Genomic DNA, 17,944 nt, shown 5'->3' with positions numbered 1-17,944 from the left:
CGACCGAACCTCATTACTATAGAACGATTTGCCGTAACTCGCGCGTACGGATGCCGCGTGGCCGCTCGGATGCTTACCTCCTATGTGATCGACGATGCCCTGCTCGACCGGATAATTGCCGTGCCGGTCCTGATCAACCGGCCGTTTGTCAGGACGGCTCTAGGGGTGCGGCTCTGCCGGCCGTCGGAGCATCTGCTGGAGATGCTGCCGGAGACACATCCTGGCTGACGTCGGCGTTTCGCGCTGCCGTCGCGGGCGCCATGCCGAAAGCCGCACGCAACGTCACCTCGCTTCTTTGGGCGAACCGTCGAGCCGCGTACCGTCCCCAGGCCGCATTTTGCGGCGGCAGGGGACCGGTCAGGCGTTCGATGATCTGTTCCGGCGCCACCGCGATGTGCAGGAGATTTTCCACCGTGCAAAGACGGTGGGCAAGTGAGCCCTGCCGCACCACCACGGGAATGCCGAGCTGCACCGCCCGCCCGAGGATGCCGCTGGCGTGATCGCCCGCACGCGGATAGAGGCACCAGATCACATCGCTCGCCGCATAGGCGCCCAGCAGTTCGGCATCCGACAGGACGCGATCCACAGCCACGCCGCCGGCCTCCTCCAGCACCAGCGCATGCTCGGCAATATCGGGCGCGACCCTGCCGCAGGCAAGAAAGGTAAAGCGCTTTCGCAGGGCGGAAAAGCGGGCAAAGGCATCCGCAAAGAGATCGAAGCCCTTGCAACGGCTCTGGGTGCCTAGAGCCGTCATCACGAAACGGTTTCCTGGACGGCGCTTCCGGCGCAGGCGCTCGACGGCCTTACGCTCCTCTTCTGTCACATCCCAGAGCTGGAAGTCGTAGATCCAATCGTCGGCGATCGCGGAGAAGGCCGGAAAGACGCTGAACGGTACGATGGTCAGCGTGCGGACCAGCCGACAACGCTTCATCACGCGCAGCACCATGCGCTTGGAGCGGTAGCGCAGGCGCGGAGAAACGGCGATCGGCATGGGCCGCAACAACAAGCCCACCGTCCGCCGGCCGAGCAGGGCGCGCACAAGCGCGACCAGGACATAAAGAAGAAATGTTTCCTCGACCGCGAGAAAGACGACTGCCGCCCGCGCCAGGAAGAGATCGCGCAGACGCCCATGGCGCGCGCCAAACAGCCGCTCGAGCGCACGCAGATAGGCCCGGCGCCGCCCCGTCTCGCTGTGCATATAAACAACAGGACCGGCGGGGCAGCCGACCGCCCCGCCGGTCCCTTGCCGGCCCCTCCACCAGGCGCCCCACGCCCTCAAACTGTCCGACCACGCAAGCGAACCCGACGCCGCCCGCTGCCTTGCGTCAACCTGCATGCCTGCCCCCGGATGTATCGCAGCGTGTTTTCGGCGCACGCAGGAAGCCGTCCGACAGGAAGGGCTTTTGCCAACCTGTCGGTTGAAGCACTTTTTCAGCCCGAGGCGACACACCTCGGAATGCAACTTTATCGCTAATAATAAGACTTTAACTTGTTTTTAACAGATATCAAGTGGCGTTTTGCAACCTGTAAAGGCACGTGTCATCGGATCGCGGTTGCATGCTTGTCGCGCGACACCTCAGCGTCCATAAAGACCTTTCACCCGCAAGCGCGCAGAGACCCGTATGAACCTCAAGGAATTCGCAAGCCGCATCGGACTGTCAGCGACGACGGTGAGCCGGGCGATGAGCGGCTATCCGGAAGTGCGGCCGGAAACGCGCGCGCGGGTGCTGGAGGCTGCCGAGACGCTGGGCTACCGGCCGAACATCAGCGCGCAACGCCTTGCGACCGGCCGGGCCGGCGCCATCGGCATCGTGTTCCAGGGCGGTGGACGCTTCGGCCCGCATTCAAGCGAGTTCATGGGCGGACTTTCGACGCGCCTGCAACGGGACGGCATCGATATTCTCGTCTCGACCGTCGAGACTGAAGAGGAGGAAATCGCGGCCTATCGCCGGCTCGCCGCGAGCAAGAGGGTCGATGCTGTAATCCTCCATACGCCGACCTGTAGGGACAAGCGGATCGCGCTTCTCCAGACGCTCGGTCTTCCCTTCGTCGTCCATGGGAGGAGCGAAGCAAAAAAGCCCTTCGCCTTTCTCGACATCGACAATTTCGGAGCGATCGCAGAGGCGACGCGGCATCTTGCCGTGCTGGGTCACCGGCGCATCGCCTTTATCAACGGAGATACGGCCAGCACCTTTGCCCGCGACCGCCAAGACGGTTACTGCGCGGCGCTGGCAGAACATGGCCTGACGCCCGACTCCACCCTGATGAGCCATGGCGAATTTACCGACGAGACCGGATTTCGCCTCACGCAGTGCTTTCTCGGCCTGCCCTCCCCGCCCACCGCGATCATTGCGGGCTCCATGATGTCGGCGCTCGGCGCCATGCGGGCCATCCGCGTCGCGGGGCTATCGCCCGGAACCGATGTCGCGATCGTCGCCCATGATGACGTCTTTCCCTATCTCAGCCCCGAAAATCTCGTTCCGGCCGTCACGACGACGCAATCGCCGATCCGCGCGGCCGGCGAGCGGATCGGCGACATGGCTGTGCGGCTGCTGCAAGGCGAGGAGCCGGACAGTTTACAGGAGGTCTGGCCGGTCGAGCTTATCGTGCGAGACTCCACACGCCCTGTCCTGGCCTGAGATCACACGGCGAGTTCGCGCCGCTCCTTCTCTGTTTCCATGGCAAGATCGAGCACTTTCTGAAGGTCGGCCGCGTGGCGGAAGCCCGGCTCGATGGTTATGCGCGCTTCTACGGCAGCGGCAAAGCGCTGATAGTTTGTCAGAACCGACCCCGCATCGATATCACGCCAGATGGCCTTTTCGACATCCTCGCCCAGGCAGCCGCGTAGCCTCGATCCTTCCGTCGAGTGCACCACCTCGAGCGCACCTCTGTCGCCATGCATGCGCAGGCGCAGCTCGTTGAGGTGGCCCGTGGCCCAGCGGCTGGCATGGATAACCCCGAGCGCGCCGTTCGCAAAGTCGACCGTCATGGTGAAGCTGTCATTGGCGTCGAGATCGTATTCGCCGATGCGATTGTCCGGCGCCTTGTCGAAGGCCTTCATCCGCGCAAAAACATGCTCCACATCGCTCGCCGCGCCATAGCTTGCAAAGTCGAGGATGTGGATGCCTACATCGCCGAGGACGCCGTTGGAACCGTGACGTGTGGAAAGGCGCCAGAGCCACTGGCTTTCCGTCGCCCAGTTGCCCCAGGCCTTCGAGACGAGCCAGCTCTGAAGGTAGGAGGCCTCGACATGGCGGACATGGCCGATCTCGCCTGCCAGAACCATGGTGCGCGCCACCTGAAGCGGCGCGACATTGCGGTAGGTGAGATTGACCGTGTTGACGAGGCCTGAGGCCTCTGCAACGCGCGCCATCTCGTCGGCCTTGGCATAGGTCTCAGCCAGCGGCTTTTCGCACATGACATGTTTGCCGGCAGCCAGAAGTGCAAGCGTGGTGGGGTGGTGCGCCCGGTCGGGCGTTACGTTTGTCGCGGCATCGAAGCCGTTCCACGCAATGGCATCGTCCAGCGAGGTGAAAACATTGGGAATGTCGTGCATATCGGCAAATGCTTTTGCGCGCGACGGATCCACATCGACGGCACCGACGAGGGTGACGCCGGGGATCGCGGCAAAATGCTGGGCATGGGCCTTGGCCATGCCGCCGGTTCCGAGAATGAGAAGACGCATGGAAACCTCAACGATATCCGGCTTCGCCGGCTTCATGCAGTTTCGGGCCGCGTTCTTCTATCGGTTCCAGCGCCTGTTCGACGGGCACGTTCGGCGCGTCATGGATGGCCGCATAGGTGCCCTGCGGATTGAAGGCCCATTTCACACCGTTGACGAGCACCTTCTGAACGGTGGCATCGTGATAGGTCGGGTAGGTCTCATGGCCGGGACGGAAGTAGAAGATGTTGCCGGCCCCGCGTCGCCATGTCATGCCCGAGCGGAAGACTTCACCGCCGGCAAACCAAGAGATGAAGACAGTTTCTAGCGGTTCCGGCACCGAGAATTGCTCGCCATACATCTCCTCGTTTTCCAGAACGAAGTTTTCACCGAGGCCCTCCGCGATCGGGTGACGCGGATTGATCACCCACAGGCGCTCGCGCTCGCCCGCCTCGCGCCATTTCAGCGCGCAGGGCGTGCCCATCAGCCGTTTGAAGATCTTGGAGAAATGGCCGGAATGAAGGACGAGCAGCCCCATGCCTTCCCAGACGCGCCTGGCGACACGCTCCACCACCGCATCATCGACGGCGCCGTGGTCCTTGTGGCCCCACCACAGAAGCACATCGGTCTCGGCAAGGCGCTCTTCGCTGAGGCCGTGTTCCGGCTCCTGAAGCGTGGCCGTCGTGGCCTGGATGGCGGCATCCCTGTTGAGCGCGTCGGCGATCGTGTTGTGCATGCCGTCGGGATAGATCGAGCGGACGATCGCGTTCGTCTGCTCGTGGATGTTTTCACCCCATACAATGGTGCGTATCGCCATGTGTCGTTCCTCTGAAGCCAAAATTGAAACCGCTTTCAATTTTCCCGAATCGTTAGAACCAGTCCCGATTCTTTGCAAGCGGGATGCACTGCGGATTCCGGTATCCTTCAGTGGAATGTCGACTTGGAGAAAAGGTTCAGTACAAGAACGCCTGCAATGATGAGACCGAGGCCGACAAGGGCCGCCGGATCGAGCTTCTGACCGAAGACAAAATAGCCGACGAGCGAAATCAGAACGATGCCCAGCCCGCTCCAGATTGCGTAGGCGATGCCAACGGGCACATAGCGCAGGCTCCAGGACAGAAAGAAGAAAGCGATGGCGTAGCAGACGACCATCGCCAAGGTGGGAACGAGGCGGGTGAAATGCTGTGCGGCCTGCATGGCGGAGGTCCCGAGTACCTCAAAAACAATGGCGACGACGAGGACGGCATAGACAATGGCGGGGTTCATGGCTTTGCTCCGGCGCGCAGGCGCCAACAGGACGATCAGAGACGGGACATATCCAGCAGCCGCTTCAACAGGGTCGCACGCATCGCAGTGTCTATGACCAACACGCCGAGAAGGTCGTCGAGCCACAGACCGTCCACCGCGTAGCGGGCGAGCGTGGCATCGAGTGACGAGTCTGTGCCGATATTCTCGACGAGGTGCCGGTCGAACCATTCCCGCCACCGGTCGCGTAGATGCGGCTCGGAAATCAGCGCGACGGTCAGCACCTTCCATCTATCGCCATCCTCCAGTCCTTCCGGCTGGAAGAACGTGGCGATATAGGCACGGGTGAACCGGCCCTTCGGCTCCGGATCGACCTGCATCAGCTCGGCCAGAACCCGATCCAGATCCTGTGTCAGGTCGTCGAACAGGCCGTCGAGCAGCGAAAGCTTGTTGGGAAAATGGTGCAGCAGGCCGCCCTTGCTGACCCCCGCCGCCTGCGAGACAGCGTCAAGCGTCACGCTCGCCGGCCCCTTTTCCAGCGACAGGCGTGCTGCCACCGCCAGCACCTGCCGGCGGACCGCTTCTGGACGTTTCTTACGATGATGTGCCTTGCTCATGAAAAAACATACCGTCTGGACGGTTTTCTGTCAATGCCAAGCGATACCGCGCGGCGCGCTTCGTCGCAGGCATCGCATCGACATTGCCAGCCCTGAGGGCAGGCGGTAAGACGGACCAAACGGAAGAGCACCATGACGGACGAACCCGACGGTCAGGGAAGAGAGACGATCACCCTTTACGAAGCCGTCGGTGGCGACGTCGGCGTGCGCGCGCTGACGCGTCGTTTCTACCAGTTGATGGATACCCTGCCGGAAGCCGCGCGGTGCCGTGCCATCCACCCGCCGAACCTCGCCGGCAGCGAGGAAAAGCTCTACGAATACCTGACAGGCTGGCTGGGCGGCCCGCCGCTCTATACCGAAAAGCGCGGGCATCCGATGCTGCGCCGCCGGCATTTCGATGCGTCGATCGGCCCGGCGGAGCGCGACGAATGGCTCCTCTGTTTCGTCCAGGCGCTGGAGGAGACCGTGCCGAGCGAGGGCTTGAGAAAGATCATTCTCGAGCCTGTGACGCGCCTTGCCCACCACATGCAGAACCAGGATTGAACCCATGTCGTTTTCGTTTCGCTCGACGAGCCTTATGATCGCCGGCCTTATGGGCCTTACCGGCATCGTGGCGGCTGCCGCCGCGTCCCATGGCAGCGACCCGCGCCTGATGGCGGGCGCATCGGCAATGTGCCTTGCGCACGCCCCTGCGCTGATCGCGCTCTACAGCGCCTGGCGGTCCGTGCGCACCGCACCGCTGGCCGCTCTCTTGATGATTGTGGGAACCGCGCTTTTCGCGGGCGATCTCGTCATGCGCCACTTCGTCGGCCATGGGCTTTTCCCGATGTCCGCGCCGACGGGCGGCGTCATCATGATGGCGGGATGGCTGGCCGTGGCACTGGGCGCCGTCCTGCCGCGCAAAGACGCCTAACGGCGCTTCGTCCTGCCTGCGACGTAAAAGGCCCGGCGTGATAACACACCGGGCCGTCATGAATCGACGCTGGCGAAGGTCGTCTCAGGCGCCGACGACGGCGGTAAAACCTTCGAATTTCGGCGGGCCGAGATACATGGCGCGATTGTCGCCGGCATTCTTGTGCGCCTGCCGGAAGTTTTCCGATTTCGTCCAGGCGACGAAGTCATCTTTGCTCGCCCAAACGGTATGGGAGGCAAACAGCGTGTAGCCTTCGTCGGCATCCGTATCGCCACGCAACAGGTGGAAGGTCTTGAAGCCGGGCATTTCGGCGAGGCTCGATTCCCGCCCCTTCCAGATATTCTCGAAAGCCTCCTCATGGCCTACGGCGATGCGGAAGCGGTTCATGGCGACGAACATTCAAGACCTCTCAGTGCTTTTCCCACCGCAGACGATGCGGCACCGGGAAGGCTACGACATTGTCGTTGCGCGCATCAAGCCCTTGTTCGCCTTCGAAACCGGCCGAACGGTCGGAACGGACATTACGGAGCGGGAACTCCGTCACATTCCCGCTCTTCAGCATCTCCTGCCGGTTTGCCATCCATTCGTAGAGCTCCGGCACGAGGCCGTCACCATTAAGCGCGGCGAGCTTGTGAAGGCCGATCATCATGAAGGGCTCGGGTCTCTCGTCACTCACTGCACATTGTCTCCCTGGCTCATGCTTTGCAAGGCGCGCTCGAAGGAGGATTTGCTGCCGTTGCGCAGCGGCACGAAGGCCTTCTCCCACTTTTTGCAGCCCGTCTTCACGCGGATGCAGGCATCGTGGCTGATACAGTCGATGGGGCAGAAGACGCAGTCGACCGAGGGCAGCACATTGTCGATGCGCGAGACCGCCTCGCGCAGACCGCCGTCGTGGTGGATGAGGTTTGCACCGTAGGAGCTGGCGATCTGCCTGAGATGCGCCACCTGGCAATCGCGGCCGCCGACATACAGGAAACTGCGTCCCTTGAGCTCGGCCTTGCCGTCGGACCTCTGGTCCGCCTCGACGTCCCGGCGGGCCTGATGCTTCTGCCTGTTCTTCTCACGCATGGCTTTCCTCTCCGCTTCGCCGGTCCTGCGCTTGATGGTGGTCACTTCCACACTTTGCTGCGCCTTAACCTCGGCCTGCGCCATGGCAGGCACCACTGCTGCAACGGCTTGCGGCGCGTCAGCCATCTGCTTCCTGAGCGCGGCCAGCTGGCGTTCCAGGTCGGCGATACGCCGGTCACGCTCGGCAATCTTCGCCTTCAGGATCGATTCCATACGCCCCGCAGTCATTCCGTTCATGCAACATCCCCTTTGGCACTCCACCGCTGTGGAGCCTCAGTCAGGGGCAACCTACAAAACTTGATTTTCAGAGTAAAGTATAAAGTTGACCATAAAACTCATATTTTATGGTAAAAAAATCCCGCCGGTCATAGGACGGCGGGAAAAGAACGTCAGTTGAAGACGATCGGAACCGTGAACGCCCAGGATGAACGCCCGGCCGCCTCGGGAATCTTGGCGAAGGGTGCCGCGCGCATCACGGCCTCAACCGCGGCATTGTCGAGCGCACCGCTGCCGGAACTGCGCGCAACTCTGACGCCGCTCGCCTGACCGCCGGCGCCCACGGTGAAGCTCACCACAACGCTGCCGCGATCGCCGCCCGACACGCGCCGCTTGGCGCGGTTGATCTTGCTGCGCACCTTTCCCGGATAGTTGCTGACGGCGGCATTGCCGGCCATCGTCGAATTGCCCTTCTTCTGCCCGCCGACGGCGCCGACCTTCACATCGGCGGAACCATCGACCTCGCCGCGGGTCGCGTTTTCCCGGGCCCTGCCCTCCTCGCCAGCCTTGCGAACGACCTTCTGCTTGGGCTTCTTGCGCTCCACCTTCTTGACCGGCTTTTCCTTCTTCACCTCGGGAACCGGCTTGATTTCGCGCTCGGGCTCTATTTCAGGCTTGATCTCCGGAATCGGCACGGCTGCAATCTCCACCTCCGCCGAGGGAACAATCATCTCCTCGACAGGCTGGGAAACGATCGGCTCGACAGGAGCGATCTCGTTTGTTTCGGGCGTAATTTCCGTTGGCTGAATTTCGGCCACTTCCTGCGGCTCAGATTCCGCCACCTCGGGCTGGATCGTCTCGGGCGTGATCATGTCGTCGGGCTTGCCCGATTCGATGGCCTCGAATGCGCCATTGCCGAGCATCGCCACTTCGGCGACGACGCCGCCGGCGATAAGCGCTTCGTCCTCCGGCGGTTGCGGCGTCATGGTGAGGATTGCAGCCGCGCCCGCATGAGCAAGCAGGGAAAGAATGCCCGCACCGCCCCAGAGCCATTTGCTTCCAGCCATCACGCCACCCGTATTTCCGTTTCATGCATCGCGATGCGTCATGCACCGCGCACTCGATTCAATCCCTTCGGCTCAACCATCGAGACCGGCAGAAGCCTTGCTGCGTGTAACGATCCCGTCCATGCAGCGACCCTTTTCCAGCCCTTCGCCTTCGCAGACGGGCGCGTCGTTGATCAGCAGGTTCTTCACCGTTTCGCACTTGATGCCCGGCACGTCGAACTGGCGCACCTTGGACTTGCCGGCAGGCAGTTCACGGAAATCGAGCAGCGCGAGGCGCTCCACCGTGCCCTTGTCGTTGAAGATCACGAACTCGAACGACACCTTCGAAACGTCCTGCGCAAATCCGTTGCCGGCGACAAAGGTGAAGAGGCAGCCCTTTTGCGAGGCAGCCAGCGCATTCAACTCGATGTCCAGCCCCTTGGCTGCGGCCGCCTCCTGGGCTGCGGCACCGGTGACGGCGGCAGCGGAAAGCATCGCGGAAATCAGAAGGGTGCGTCGGATCATTGTATCGCCTGCTTTTTTGTCGGCCGACTAGCGCGGCCATCGCCATTCCACCAGCCCCGAACAATTAACATGACTTTCCGAGACTGGTATTGCGTCAATAGATAAATATGAGTAAGCAAGTCAAGATAGTAAACGCCAGAATTCCTGTCAAACCCCTGCTCCACCGAGAAAAATCTCGGGGAAAAAGCAGGCCAAGAAATTGCAACACGCATCTCGACGAAGGCCGCGCCCAATGACCAATACGACCCGACCGACCCCCGCCGAAATCCGCGCTTTCCGCGCCGAAAACCCCAAGATGCGCGAACGCGACATCGCCGCGCAGCTCGGCATTTCGGAAGCGGCGCTCGTGGCGGCGGAAGTTGGCCTGACGGCGGTGCGCATCGACGGCGACGCCAATCGCTTTCTGGAGCGCTCGGAAGCGCTCGGCGAAGTCATGGCGCTGACCCGCAACGAGAGCGTGGTGCACGAAAAGATCGGCGTCTTCGAGAAGATCAATACGGGCAAGCACGCCTCCATCGTGCTGGGCGAGAACATCGACCTGCGCATCTTCCCCGGCACCTGGGCGCATGGCTTCGCCGTGACGAAGGCGGACGGTGATCAGGTTCGCCGCAGCCTCCAGTTCTTCGACAAGGCCGGCAATGCCGTGCACAAGGTGCACCTGCGCCCGGCTTCGAACCTCGAAGCCTATGAGACCATCGTCGCCGACTTCCGACTGGAGGACCAATCGCAGGAATTCGTGGAGGTAATCTCGGAGAAGACCGTCGAGACCGGCCCCGTCGACGTGGAGGCGCTGCGCGAAAACTGGAGCACGATGACGGATACGCACCAGTTCTTCGGCATGCTGCGCAAGCTGAAGATCGCCCGCCAGGACGCCGTTCGTAGCGTCGGTGAGGATTTCGCGCACGAGGTTCGCGCAGATGCCGTGAGCGCTCTGCTGCATGCCTCCGCCGAGCGCGGCGCAGATATCATGTGCTTTGTCGGCAACCATGGCACGATCCAGATCCACACCGGCCCCGTCCACAACATCCAGCCGATGGGCCCGTGGATCAACGTCATGGACCCGACCTTCCACATGCATCTGCGCACCGATCACGTCGCCGAATGCTGGGTCGTGCGCAAGCCGACCAGCGACGGGCACGTCACTTCGCTCGAGGCTTACGACGCCAATGGCGAAATGATCGTGCAGTTCTTCGGCAAGCGGAAGGAAGGCATGACGGAACGCGCTGACTGGCGCGAGATCCTCGAAAGCCTGCCACGCCCCGACAGCGCCGCAGCCTGAGGGCATCTCGCCGCAGGATCACCACCCGAGGATCAGACCATGAGCAAGAGCTTCGACTTCCGCCGCGCCCGTCCCTGGGAAGTGGCGCTTACCGTGTTCGCCCTGTCCGCCCCACTGCTTCTGCCCTTGTCGCCCGCAGGGTCGCAGGGCTTCGTCCGCCAGGCGATCGCGCAGGAGATGCAGCAGGTCGACACCTCCAAGGTGGTGGTGATCGGCGGCGCGCTGACCGAAATCGTCTATGCGCTGGGCGAAGAGGATCGCCTCGTGGCACGCGATTCCACCAGCATGTATCCCAAGGAAGCCATGAAGCTGCCTGACGTCGGCTACATGCGCGCGCTTTCGCCTGAGGGCGTGATGGCCGTCAACCCGACCGCCATCCTGGCCATCGAAGGCAGCGGCCCGGCCGATGCGCTGGCGGTGCTGAAGAGCAGCGGCGTTCCCTTCGAAACGGTTCCGGAAGGCTTCGACCGCGCGGCCATCCTGAAGAAGATCGACATCGTCGGCACCTTCCTCGGCGTACCGGAAAAGACGAAGGCACTGGAGGAGAAGGTCGGCGCCGATCTGGATGCCGCCATCGCCGAAGCCGCCAAGCAGCCCGAAAATGAGCGAAAGCGTGTCCTTTTCGTCCTCAGCTTCCAGAACGGTCGGGTCATGGCGGCCGGCGGCCACACAGCGGCCGACGGCATCATAGGTCTGTCAGGCGGCATCAACGCCACGGATGGCGCATTCGAAGGCTACAAGCCGCTGACCGACGAGGCGGTCATCAATGCCAAGCCCGATGTGATCATGCTCATGGATCGTCCGGGCCACGGCTCGAGCGACGAGGAGGTCCTGAAGCATCCGGCGATCTCGCTGACACCGGCCGCCGCGAACAAGGCGATCCTGCGCATGGACGGCCTGCACCTGCTCGGCTTTGGCCCGCGCACCGCCTCGGCCATCCGCGACCTGAACAAAGCACTGTATGGCAAGGCCGGTAATGTCTCTCAATGATGCCTTGCGCACCCCTGCGCACGGTTCTCGCCTGATGCGTAGCGCCAAGATCCGCGCCGAAGGGGACAGGAGCGCGGTCGCCCGCCTGACGCTGGTCATCCTCGTCGGGCTGTCTCTGATCGCGCTCGCCCTTTCGATCGCCACGGGCGCTTCCGATGCATCCGCGCTGCGTGTCATCGGTGCGCTGCTCGGCGGCACCGAAGACACCGTGCTCAGCATGCGCGACCGCATCATCGTGCTGGATATCCGCATGCCGCGCGCGCTGCTCGGCTTTCTGATCGGCGCAGCACTTGCCATGTCGGGCGCCGTCATGCAGGGGCTTTTCCGCAACCCGCTGGCCGATCCCGGTCTTGTCGGCATCTCCTCGGGTTCGGCGCTCGGCGCGGTTCTGATGATCGTGCTGGGCACGAGCATGCCCGCCGGTCTCATGGCCTCGCTTGGCGCTTTCACGCTGCCTGCGGCCGCCTTTGTGGGCGGCCTCCTGACCACGCTGCTGCTTTACCGCATCGCCACGCGCGGCGGCCAGACGTCGGTTGCCACGATGCTGCTCGCCGGCATCGCCATTTCCGCACTGACCGGTGCCGTGACCGGCATACTCATCTACATGGCCGATGACAAGCAACTGCGCGACATCACCTTCTGGGGTCTCGGCTCGCTCTCAGGCATGACCTGGGCGAAGGTCGCCGCCGCAGCACCCATCATCCTGCTCGCTCTCGTCGTCGTGCCCTTCCTGTCGCGCGGGCTCAATGCAATCACGCTTGGCGAGGCTGCCGCCTTCCACATGGGCGTGAAGGTTCAGCGCCTGAAATACACCGCCATCGTCGCCGTCGCCGGCGCGGTCGGCGCATCTGTTGCCGTGAGCGGCGGCATCGGGTTCGTCGGCATCGTGGTGCCGCATCTGTTGCGTCTCGTTATCGGGCCCGATCACCGCTATCTTCTGCCGGCGTCAGCCCTGCTGGGCGGTGTCCTGCTGCTCGGCGCCGACATGCTGGCACGCACCATCGTCGCGCCGGCCGAAGTGCCGATCGGTATCATAACCGCGCTTGCCGGCGCGCCCTTCTTCCTCTGGGTGCTGCTTCGCCACCGTGGACGCGACAGCTGGTAGAACACATGATCGACGCAAGAAACCTCACGGTCAGCCTCTCCGGCAAGACTATCGTGCACAGCGTGTCGCTGGCCGCGAAAGCCGGCGAAATCACGGCGATCGTCGGCCCGAACGGCTCCGGCAAGACCACCACCATGAAGGCCATCGCGGGTGAATTGCCCAGCAAGGGCGAGATCACCCTGAACGGCCACGATATCCGCGCGCTCGAGCCGTGGCAGCTTGCGGTCAAACGTGCGGTCCTCCCCCAGGCCGCCACAATCGCTTTCCCGTTCACTGTGCGGGAAATCGTGCGCCTCGGCCTCACCGTCGGTCCGAACCGCCACGCCGAGCGTGTCGATGCGATCACGGCCGAAGCCCTCGCTGCGGTGGATCTCGGCGGCTTTGCGGGACGCTTCTATCAGGAGCTTTCCGGCGGCGAACAACAGCGCGTGCAGCTTGCCCGCGTGCTCTCGCAGATATGGGAACCCGTGCTCGATGGCGAGCCCTGTTTCCTCATGCTGGACGAGCCCGTTTCCGCGCTCGACATCCGCCATCAGCTCACCATCATGCAGCTGGCAAGACGCTACTGTGAAGGCGGCGGCGGCGTGATCGCAGTCATGCACGACCTCAACCTGACGGCGATGTTCGCCGATCACATGGTGATGATGAAGAACGGCACCGTCGCCCATGCTGGCCGCCCCGCTGCGGTGATGACCGACGACGCCATGGAGGCGGTTTTCGGTTGCCGCATGCGCATCAACGGGGTTCCAGGACCGGGCGTGCCTTTCGTTCTGCCGCATACCGCGTCATACTGATTTTTCGGAACCTTTTTTCGTTCGCCACGTTAGGTTGCCGGAAGACCGTTCCGCCAAGGGGGTGGAGCGCGTATCGCACGCGCCTGACGCAGGCGACCGCAAAAGGAGAAACGGCATGGCCAACGGAATGTTTTCATCGCGAAAGAAGAGCCTCCGCGAAGGTCTGGACGACAAGGCGAGCGCCGTAGAGGACCAGATTGCCGAGTTGCGCGAAGAACTTGCAGCACTTGCCCGCAGCATGGCCGATGATGCCGCAAGCGGCGCCAGCAGCATCCGCAAGAAGGCCCGCGCTGCCAAGGCCGATGCCCGCGACACCGTGCGCGGCCTGAAAAGCCGCGCCGACACAGACATCCGCGACATGATCGCCGCCGGGGAGGATATCCTCGCGGACTTCCAGTCGCGTTACCAGGATTCCGGCCGCAAGGCACGCGAGGCCGTGCGGGAGCACCCGCTCGCGACCCTCGGCATCGCCGCCGCCGCAGGCTTCCTGCTCGCCGGCCTGCTGCGTCGCTGATCATACAAATCCTGAACGGGGAAGCCGCAACGGCTTCCCCGCCTTATTTTTGCGGAGCGCAAAAGCATGCTGTCACTGGGGGCCGTTCTCGTCCAAAATCTCGTCAGCCGTGTCAGCGACCGGGTCGATGAGACGGTGGACATCGCCAAGCGAAACGCAATCGCGGGCCTTGTGATAGGTCTGCTTCTGCTGACCGCCTATGTCCTGACACTTGTTGGGGCGGCCATTCTGCTTGCGCGCCATTACGGCGCTGGCCCCGCCCTGTTCGGGCTGGCGGGCGGCTTTCTGGTGCTGGCACTGATCATTCTGGGGATCGTCGCGGCCCGCAACAAGCGGGAACGGGAACTGCGGCGCCTGCGCCGTCAGCAGCTCGCAGCACGTCGCGACCTGATGGCGGCCGCCGCGACCATGGCGACCCGCAAACCCTTCGCCGCGACCGCAGTTGCGCTCGCGCTCGGTTTCATGCTCGCGCCGAAATCGCGCCGCGACGACGACTGAGCAAGGCGTTACATCAACGATATGGTGATTAGAGCGGCAGTCGTATGACTGCCGTTACGCCTTGCGGCAGATATTCAACATGAACGCTGCTGCCGAGGATCTTGTCCAGGCTGCGCTCGATCAGCACGGATCCAAAGCCCCGACGTGAAGCAGGGGCGACCGGCGGGCCGCCCATTTCATGCCAGGTCATATTGAGCACGTCCTGACCATCCTCAACCACCACGCGCGCGGTGATGACCACCTTGCCTGACGGCACCGAGAAGGCGCCATATTTGCGGGCATTGGTTGCCAGTTCATGCAGCACCAGCCCCAGACCGACGGCCTGATCCGGCCCGAGTTGAACCTCGTCCTTGTGGACCTCCACCTGCTGTTCGAAGTCAATGGCATAGGGCATGATCTGCTTTTCGAGCAGCATTTTCAGCCGGATGACGCCCCATTCATGATCGCTGAGCAGCCCATGCGCCTCTGAAAGCGATTGCAGGCGCCCGGCAAACGCATCCATGAAAGCCACCGGATCGCTTGTCTGGCGCAGCGTCTGCCGCGCAAGCGATTGCAGCATGGCCAGCGTATTCTTCACACGATGGTTCAATTCACGAAGCAGAAGACGCGTCCGGTCCGATGCAAGCTGCGCGTCCGTCACATCCACGTTGATACCAAGGAAAACCGTCGGTTTCCCGTTGGCGTCTCGCTCATGCACCCGCCCGCGTCCGAGCAGCCAACGACCGGACTTCGCCGTGCGGAAAAGCCCGTCATACTCCTTGCCGGAGGCCAGTGCACGGCGCAGCCGCCCGATCGCGAGCTTCCGGTCGGCGCCGTGCACCGTCATGAAGAACTTTCGCGCGCTGAGCGGGCGTGGAGGCTGCACGCCGAACATGCGGTAGAACGTGTCATTGCCCGAAATGAGCCCGGTCGAGATATCCCAGAGCCAGCTCGCCACATTGGCCGCATCCAGCGCCAGCGCATGGCGCTTCTCGTCGCGCGAGATTGCTTCGGCCGCAAGCGTGCGCCGGCGTGTCTCCTCCTTGAGCTTGATCAGCGATGCCGCGAGCGAGGCAAGCCGTTCCAGCCGCTGCAACAAATCGTCAGGCCAATGCGCCTGCGCAACCACATCGCCGACGACAACGGAGCCAACCGGCCGGCCGTCGATCATGATCGGCGCACCGGCATAGGACAGCAGTTTGGGAGTGCAGCCAAAAGTCTCGAGATTGGAGAAACGGGGATCCACGCGCGCGTCGGGGACCAGCAGCGCATCACCGCCATGGGCCATCAGGCTGGCGTTGAAAGTTCCTCTCAGCGGCATCCTTATTTCTGATGTGCCAAGTCGGGCGAGAAAACACTGGTCCTGGTCAGCGAACACGCTGACGATGGAAACCGGCGCGGAAACGAAACCGGCGGCCAGAGCGGCGATGCCATCGAAATCCGGATCCGGGCCGAAGAACTCAGGGACCGCATTGCCAAGCGCCGACGAGCGGCCTGGTAATCCCAGAGCCGCAGCGTCAACCACCGGCAATGCTTGAACAGTGTCCTTCATACACCTTCTCGTCAGGCGATCGCGTGTCCGCTGAGCGCGCCCGAAGGCACTGGCACAGCCGCGTTTCGCCTTACCCCTCTTCCTTCCCCGTCATCGTGACGGCAACCCCTCTTACCATCTCACGATGCAAAAGCGCGCGACGTGATCGGCGCCGACACGGCGTCGGGACCGTAGTCGCTCTCCCCGCTCACCTGCAAGAGCTCCTGCAGGCGCTGCCGGGCACGATTGACGCGGCTCTTGATGGTACCGAGCGCGCAACCGCAAATCTCGGCCGCCTCTTCGTAGGAGAACCCGGACGCGCCGACAAGGATAATCGCCTCGCGCTGCTCGTCCGGCAGCTTTTCCAGCGCCTTCTTGAAGTCCTGCATGTCGAGCGAGCCATACTGGGAGGGATGCTGGGCCATGTTTTCGGTGAAGATACCATCGGAATCTTGCACCTCGCGGCCGCGCTTGCGCATCTTGCTGTAAAGCTCGTTGCGCAGGATCGTGAAGAGCCAGGCCTTCATGTTCGTGCCCATCTCGAACTGTTCCTGCTTGGCCCAGGCCTTCATGATCGTGTCCTGAACGAGATCGTCGGCCTGATCATGCCGGCCGATCAGAGAAATCGCAAAGGCGCGAAGGCTGGGAAGAACAGCCAGCAGTTCCCGCTTGAACGTGGTCGGTTGCTCCATATGGGTGCCCTCACTCGACCCGCTGGGCGCTGTTTTCAACAGCGTCGAGCTTTTCGAGGAGATCCAGAAACTTCTGGGGAAGCGTCTCCTCCTGCACCGAATGGTAGAACGCGCGCAATTTGACCGCGATCTGCGCATTTGCGCCGTTCACCTTCGCGGGAGGCTGTCTCGTGTCTCTTTTCTTTTCCAAGCTATTCACTCACGGCCACTTTCTTTGTTCCTGGCGCCAGTCAGGCGGATTTGGCTTGAAAATGCCCGGCATTGAAAAAAGTTCCATGGTTCGGAACCTAATTTCGGCAAGCGCGTTAATGCCGTCAACTGCGATTGTCGCATTTCCAAAAACAGGGGATAAATCATGCCGATTTCCGACCGCATCGGGCCACACCTGCCGGCGTTGCGCCGCTATGCGCGTGCGCTTACGGGAACCCAGTCTTCCGGTGACGCCTATGTGGCCGCGATGCTGGAGACCATTCTCATCGACCCTTCTACCATGGCCGAGAACGGCGACGATAAAAAACGCCTCTTCTGCCTGCTCAGCCGCATCATTTCTTCGCTGCCGGTATCGATCAGCCGCGGTACGGATGCACCGTTGCCGGGCGTCGCGAACCCCTTCGATCTTTCCACCGTTCCGCCGCTTGCGCGGCAGGCATTGCTTCTGGCGACCGTCGAAACCTTCTCCGTCGAAGCGACGGCCGAAATCCTCGATCAGGAGGTCGAGACCGTCAGGCGCCTGCTCGACGCAACATTCGCCGACATCGCCGCTCAGGCTGAGACCGGCATCATGATCATCGAGGACGAACCGCTCATTGCGCTCGATCTCGCCCATATGGTGAGCGGCATGGGCCATCGGGTGGCGGGCATCGCCAGGACGCAGTCCGAAGCCGAGGCGCTGTGGCGCGACAGCCAGCCGGGCCTCGTTCTCGCCGACGTGCGGCTTGCCGATGGATCCTCCGGCATCGACGCCGTGAACACCATCCTGTCGAGGGTCGATATTCCCGTCATCTTCATCACCGCCTATCCGGAACGTCTTCTGACGGGCGAGCGCCCGGAACCAGCCTTCCTCGTCTCCAAGCCGTTCAATCCCGAACAGGTGAAGGTGCTCATCAATCAGGCCCTGCTCTTCACGCCGCAGCCCCGCGTAGCGGCTTGATCCTGCTCCCGGACAAGCCGTAGCGGCGGCGCGGCTGGGCGGCGGTGGGATGGCACGCCCACCGCCGCCTTTTATTTGGGAATTTTTGCCAAAAAAAACAGCCAGTGCCGTCGCGGCACTG

The 17,944-nt window shown here is 62.8% G+C and carries 23 protein-coding genes and 1 pseudogene; 11 read left to right on the top strand and 13 right to left on the bottom strand.

Features of this window, described 5'->3' with window-relative positions; all coding sequences use genetic code 11:
- Positions 1-90: 90 nt before the first annotated feature.
- Both MKI86_RS16325 and MKI86_RS16320 read left to right on the top strand, forming a co-directional pair.
- Positions 91-228 (top strand): annotated as a pseudogene (locus MKI86_RS16325) (arsenate reductase (glutaredoxin)); the annotation flags it as partial.
- Between the two features lie 1,394 nt (positions 229-1,622).
- A complete protein-coding gene (locus tag MKI86_RS16320; RefSeq protein ID WP_241602500.1) occupies positions 1,623-2,639 on the top strand; it encodes a substrate-binding domain-containing protein in 1,017 nt (338 codons plus the stop codon).
- Between the two features lie 2 nt (positions 2,640-2,641).
- Here the strand turns inward: MKI86_RS16320 and MKI86_RS16315 are convergent, their stop codons facing one another.
- The 4 genes from MKI86_RS16315 to MKI86_RS16300 all read right to left on the bottom strand — a co-directional run bounded on the left by MKI86_RS16315 (position 2,642) and on the right by MKI86_RS16300 (position 5,523).
- Positions 2,642-3,685: a Gfo/Idh/MocA family protein gene (locus MKI86_RS16315; protein WP_241602551.1), complete on the bottom strand. Its 1,044-nt coding sequence runs from the start codon at positions 3,683-3,685 to the stop codon at positions 2,642-2,644.
- Positions 3,686-3,692: 7 nt separating this feature from the next.
- Positions 3,693-4,478 (bottom strand): ThuA domain-containing protein, encoded by a 786-nt coding sequence (locus tag MKI86_RS16310; RefSeq protein WP_241602499.1) that lies wholly within the window; start codon positions 4,476-4,478, stop codon positions 3,693-3,695.
- A 107-nt stretch (positions 4,479-4,585) separates the two neighbouring features.
- Positions 4,586-4,927, bottom strand: coding sequence for a DMT family transporter (locus MKI86_RS16305; protein WP_241602497.1), 342 nt, complete (start codon positions 4,925-4,927; stop codon positions 4,586-4,588).
- 35 nt (positions 4,928-4,962) lie between these two features.
- Entirely contained in the window at positions 4,963-5,523 is a 561-nt protein-coding gene (locus MKI86_RS16300) for a TetR/AcrR family transcriptional regulator (protein WP_241602495.1), read from the bottom strand.
- Positions 5,524-5,655: 132 nt separating this feature from the next.
- On the opposite strand from MKI86_RS16300, the gene MKI86_RS16295 reads away from it, so the two are divergent.
- On the top strand, positions 5,656-6,066 hold the full coding sequence (locus MKI86_RS16295; protein ID WP_241602493.1) for a group II truncated hemoglobin: 411 nt from the start codon (positions 5,656-5,658) through the stop codon (positions 6,064-6,066).
- A 4-nt stretch (positions 6,067-6,070) separates the two neighbouring features.
- Positions 6,071-6,436 carry a DUF423 domain-containing protein gene (locus MKI86_RS16290; protein ID WP_241602491.1) on the top strand — a complete coding sequence of 122 codons (366 nt, stop codon included), beginning with the start codon at positions 6,071-6,073 and terminating at the stop codon, positions 6,434-6,436.
- 84 nt (positions 6,437-6,520) lie between these two features.
- On the opposite strand, the gene hmuQ is transcribed toward MKI86_RS16290, so the two are convergent.
- From hmuQ to MKI86_RS16265, 5 genes are all read right to left on the bottom strand, one after another.
- Entirely contained in the window at positions 6,521-6,835 is a 315-nt protein-coding gene (gene hmuQ / locus MKI86_RS16285) for a heme-degrading protein HmuQ (protein ID WP_241602488.1), read from the bottom strand.
- A 10-nt stretch (positions 6,836-6,845) separates the two neighbouring features.
- Positions 6,846-7,112: a hypothetical protein gene (locus tag MKI86_RS16280; RefSeq protein WP_241602485.1), complete on the bottom strand. Its 267-nt coding sequence runs from the start codon at positions 7,110-7,112 to the stop codon at positions 6,846-6,848.
- On the bottom strand, positions 7,109-7,504 hold the full coding sequence (locus MKI86_RS16275) for a DUF2325 domain-containing protein (protein ID WP_241602549.1): 396 nt from the start codon (positions 7,502-7,504) through the stop codon (positions 7,109-7,111). Before MKI86_RS16275 ends, MKI86_RS16280 begins: the two co-directional genes overlap by 4 nt.
- A 389-nt stretch (positions 7,505-7,893) precedes the next feature.
- Positions 7,894-8,787, bottom strand: a complete 894-nt coding sequence (locus MKI86_RS16270; RefSeq protein ID WP_241602482.1) for an energy transducer TonB family protein — start codon at positions 8,785-8,787, stop codon at positions 7,894-7,896.
- A gap of 72 nt (positions 8,788-8,859) precedes the next feature.
- Positions 8,860-9,291, bottom strand: coding sequence for a hypothetical protein (locus tag MKI86_RS16265; RefSeq protein WP_241602479.1), 432 nt, complete (start codon positions 9,289-9,291; stop codon positions 8,860-8,862).
- 232 nt (positions 9,292-9,523) lie between these two features.
- On the opposite strand from MKI86_RS16265, the gene MKI86_RS16260 reads away from it, so the two are divergent.
- The 6 genes from MKI86_RS16260 (at position 9,524) to MKI86_RS16235 (ending at position 14,471) form a co-directional block, all read left to right on the top strand.
- The gene (locus MKI86_RS16260; RefSeq protein ID WP_241602476.1) at positions 9,524-10,570 is read left to right on the top strand and encodes a hemin-degrading factor; all 1,047 of its coding nucleotides are present in this window, start codon (positions 9,524-9,526) and stop codon (positions 10,568-10,570) included.
- A 39-nt stretch (positions 10,571-10,609) separates the two neighbouring features.
- Positions 10,610-11,560: a heme/hemin ABC transporter substrate-binding protein gene (locus tag MKI86_RS16255; protein ID WP_241602472.1), complete on the top strand. Its 951-nt coding sequence runs from the start codon at positions 10,610-10,612 to the stop codon at positions 11,558-11,560.
- Entirely contained in the window at positions 11,532-12,665 is a 1,134-nt protein-coding gene (locus MKI86_RS16250; protein ID WP_370879992.1) for a FecCD family ABC transporter permease, read from the top strand. The genes MKI86_RS16255 and MKI86_RS16250 overlap by 29 nt, the downstream gene beginning before the upstream one ends.
- 5 nt (positions 12,666-12,670) lie before the next feature.
- Positions 12,671-13,459, top strand: a complete 789-nt coding sequence (locus tag MKI86_RS16245) for a heme ABC transporter ATP-binding protein (RefSeq protein WP_241602468.1) — start codon at positions 12,671-12,673, stop codon at positions 13,457-13,459.
- Positions 13,460-13,574: 115 nt separating this feature from the next.
- Complete coding sequence (locus MKI86_RS16240; protein WP_241602467.1) at positions 13,575-13,973, top strand: glycine zipper domain-containing protein; 399 nt, start codon at positions 13,575-13,577, stop codon at positions 13,971-13,973.
- 66 nt (positions 13,974-14,039) lie between these two features.
- Complete coding sequence (locus MKI86_RS16235; protein WP_241602465.1) at positions 14,040-14,471, top strand: hypothetical protein; 432 nt, start codon at positions 14,040-14,042, stop codon at positions 14,469-14,471.
- 28 nt (positions 14,472-14,499) lie between these two features.
- On the opposite strand, the gene MKI86_RS16230 is transcribed toward MKI86_RS16235, so the two are convergent.
- From MKI86_RS16230 to MKI86_RS16215, 4 genes are all read right to left on the bottom strand, one after another.
- Positions 14,500-16,002: an HWE histidine kinase domain-containing protein gene (locus MKI86_RS16230; RefSeq protein WP_241602462.1), complete on the bottom strand. Its 1,503-nt coding sequence runs from the start codon at positions 16,000-16,002 to the stop codon at positions 14,500-14,502.
- A gap of 119 nt (positions 16,003-16,121) precedes the next feature.
- A complete protein-coding gene (locus MKI86_RS16225) occupies positions 16,122-16,673 on the bottom strand; it encodes an RNA polymerase sigma factor (protein ID WP_160869925.1) in 552 nt (183 codons plus the stop codon).
- A gap of 10 nt (positions 16,674-16,683) precedes the next feature.
- A complete protein-coding gene (locus MKI86_RS16220; protein ID WP_370879991.1) occupies positions 16,684-16,863 on the bottom strand; it encodes a NepR family anti-sigma factor in 180 nt (59 codons plus the stop codon).
- Positions 16,864-16,868: 5 nt separating this feature from the next.
- Positions 16,869-17,030 (bottom strand): hypothetical protein, encoded by a 162-nt coding sequence (locus tag MKI86_RS16215; protein ID WP_241602461.1) that lies wholly within the window; start codon positions 17,028-17,030, stop codon positions 16,869-16,871.
- Between MKI86_RS16215 and MKI86_RS16210 the strand changes: the two genes are divergently transcribed.
- Complete coding sequence (locus tag MKI86_RS16210; protein ID WP_241602457.1) at positions 17,029-17,823, top strand: response regulator; 795 nt, start codon at positions 17,029-17,031, stop codon at positions 17,821-17,823. The two genes, MKI86_RS16215 and MKI86_RS16210, sit on opposite strands and share 2 nt — an antisense overlap.
- The last annotated feature ends 121 nt before the right edge of the window (positions 17,824-17,944 follow it).

This window comes from Shinella sedimenti (assembly GCF_022601905.1).
GTDB classification, from domain to species: domain Bacteria; phylum Pseudomonadota; class Alphaproteobacteria; order Rhizobiales; family Rhizobiaceae; genus Shinella; species Shinella sedimenti.
The sequence above is the reverse complement of the archived record's forward strand: the minus strand, read 5'-3'. Positions and strand labels throughout refer to the sequence as shown.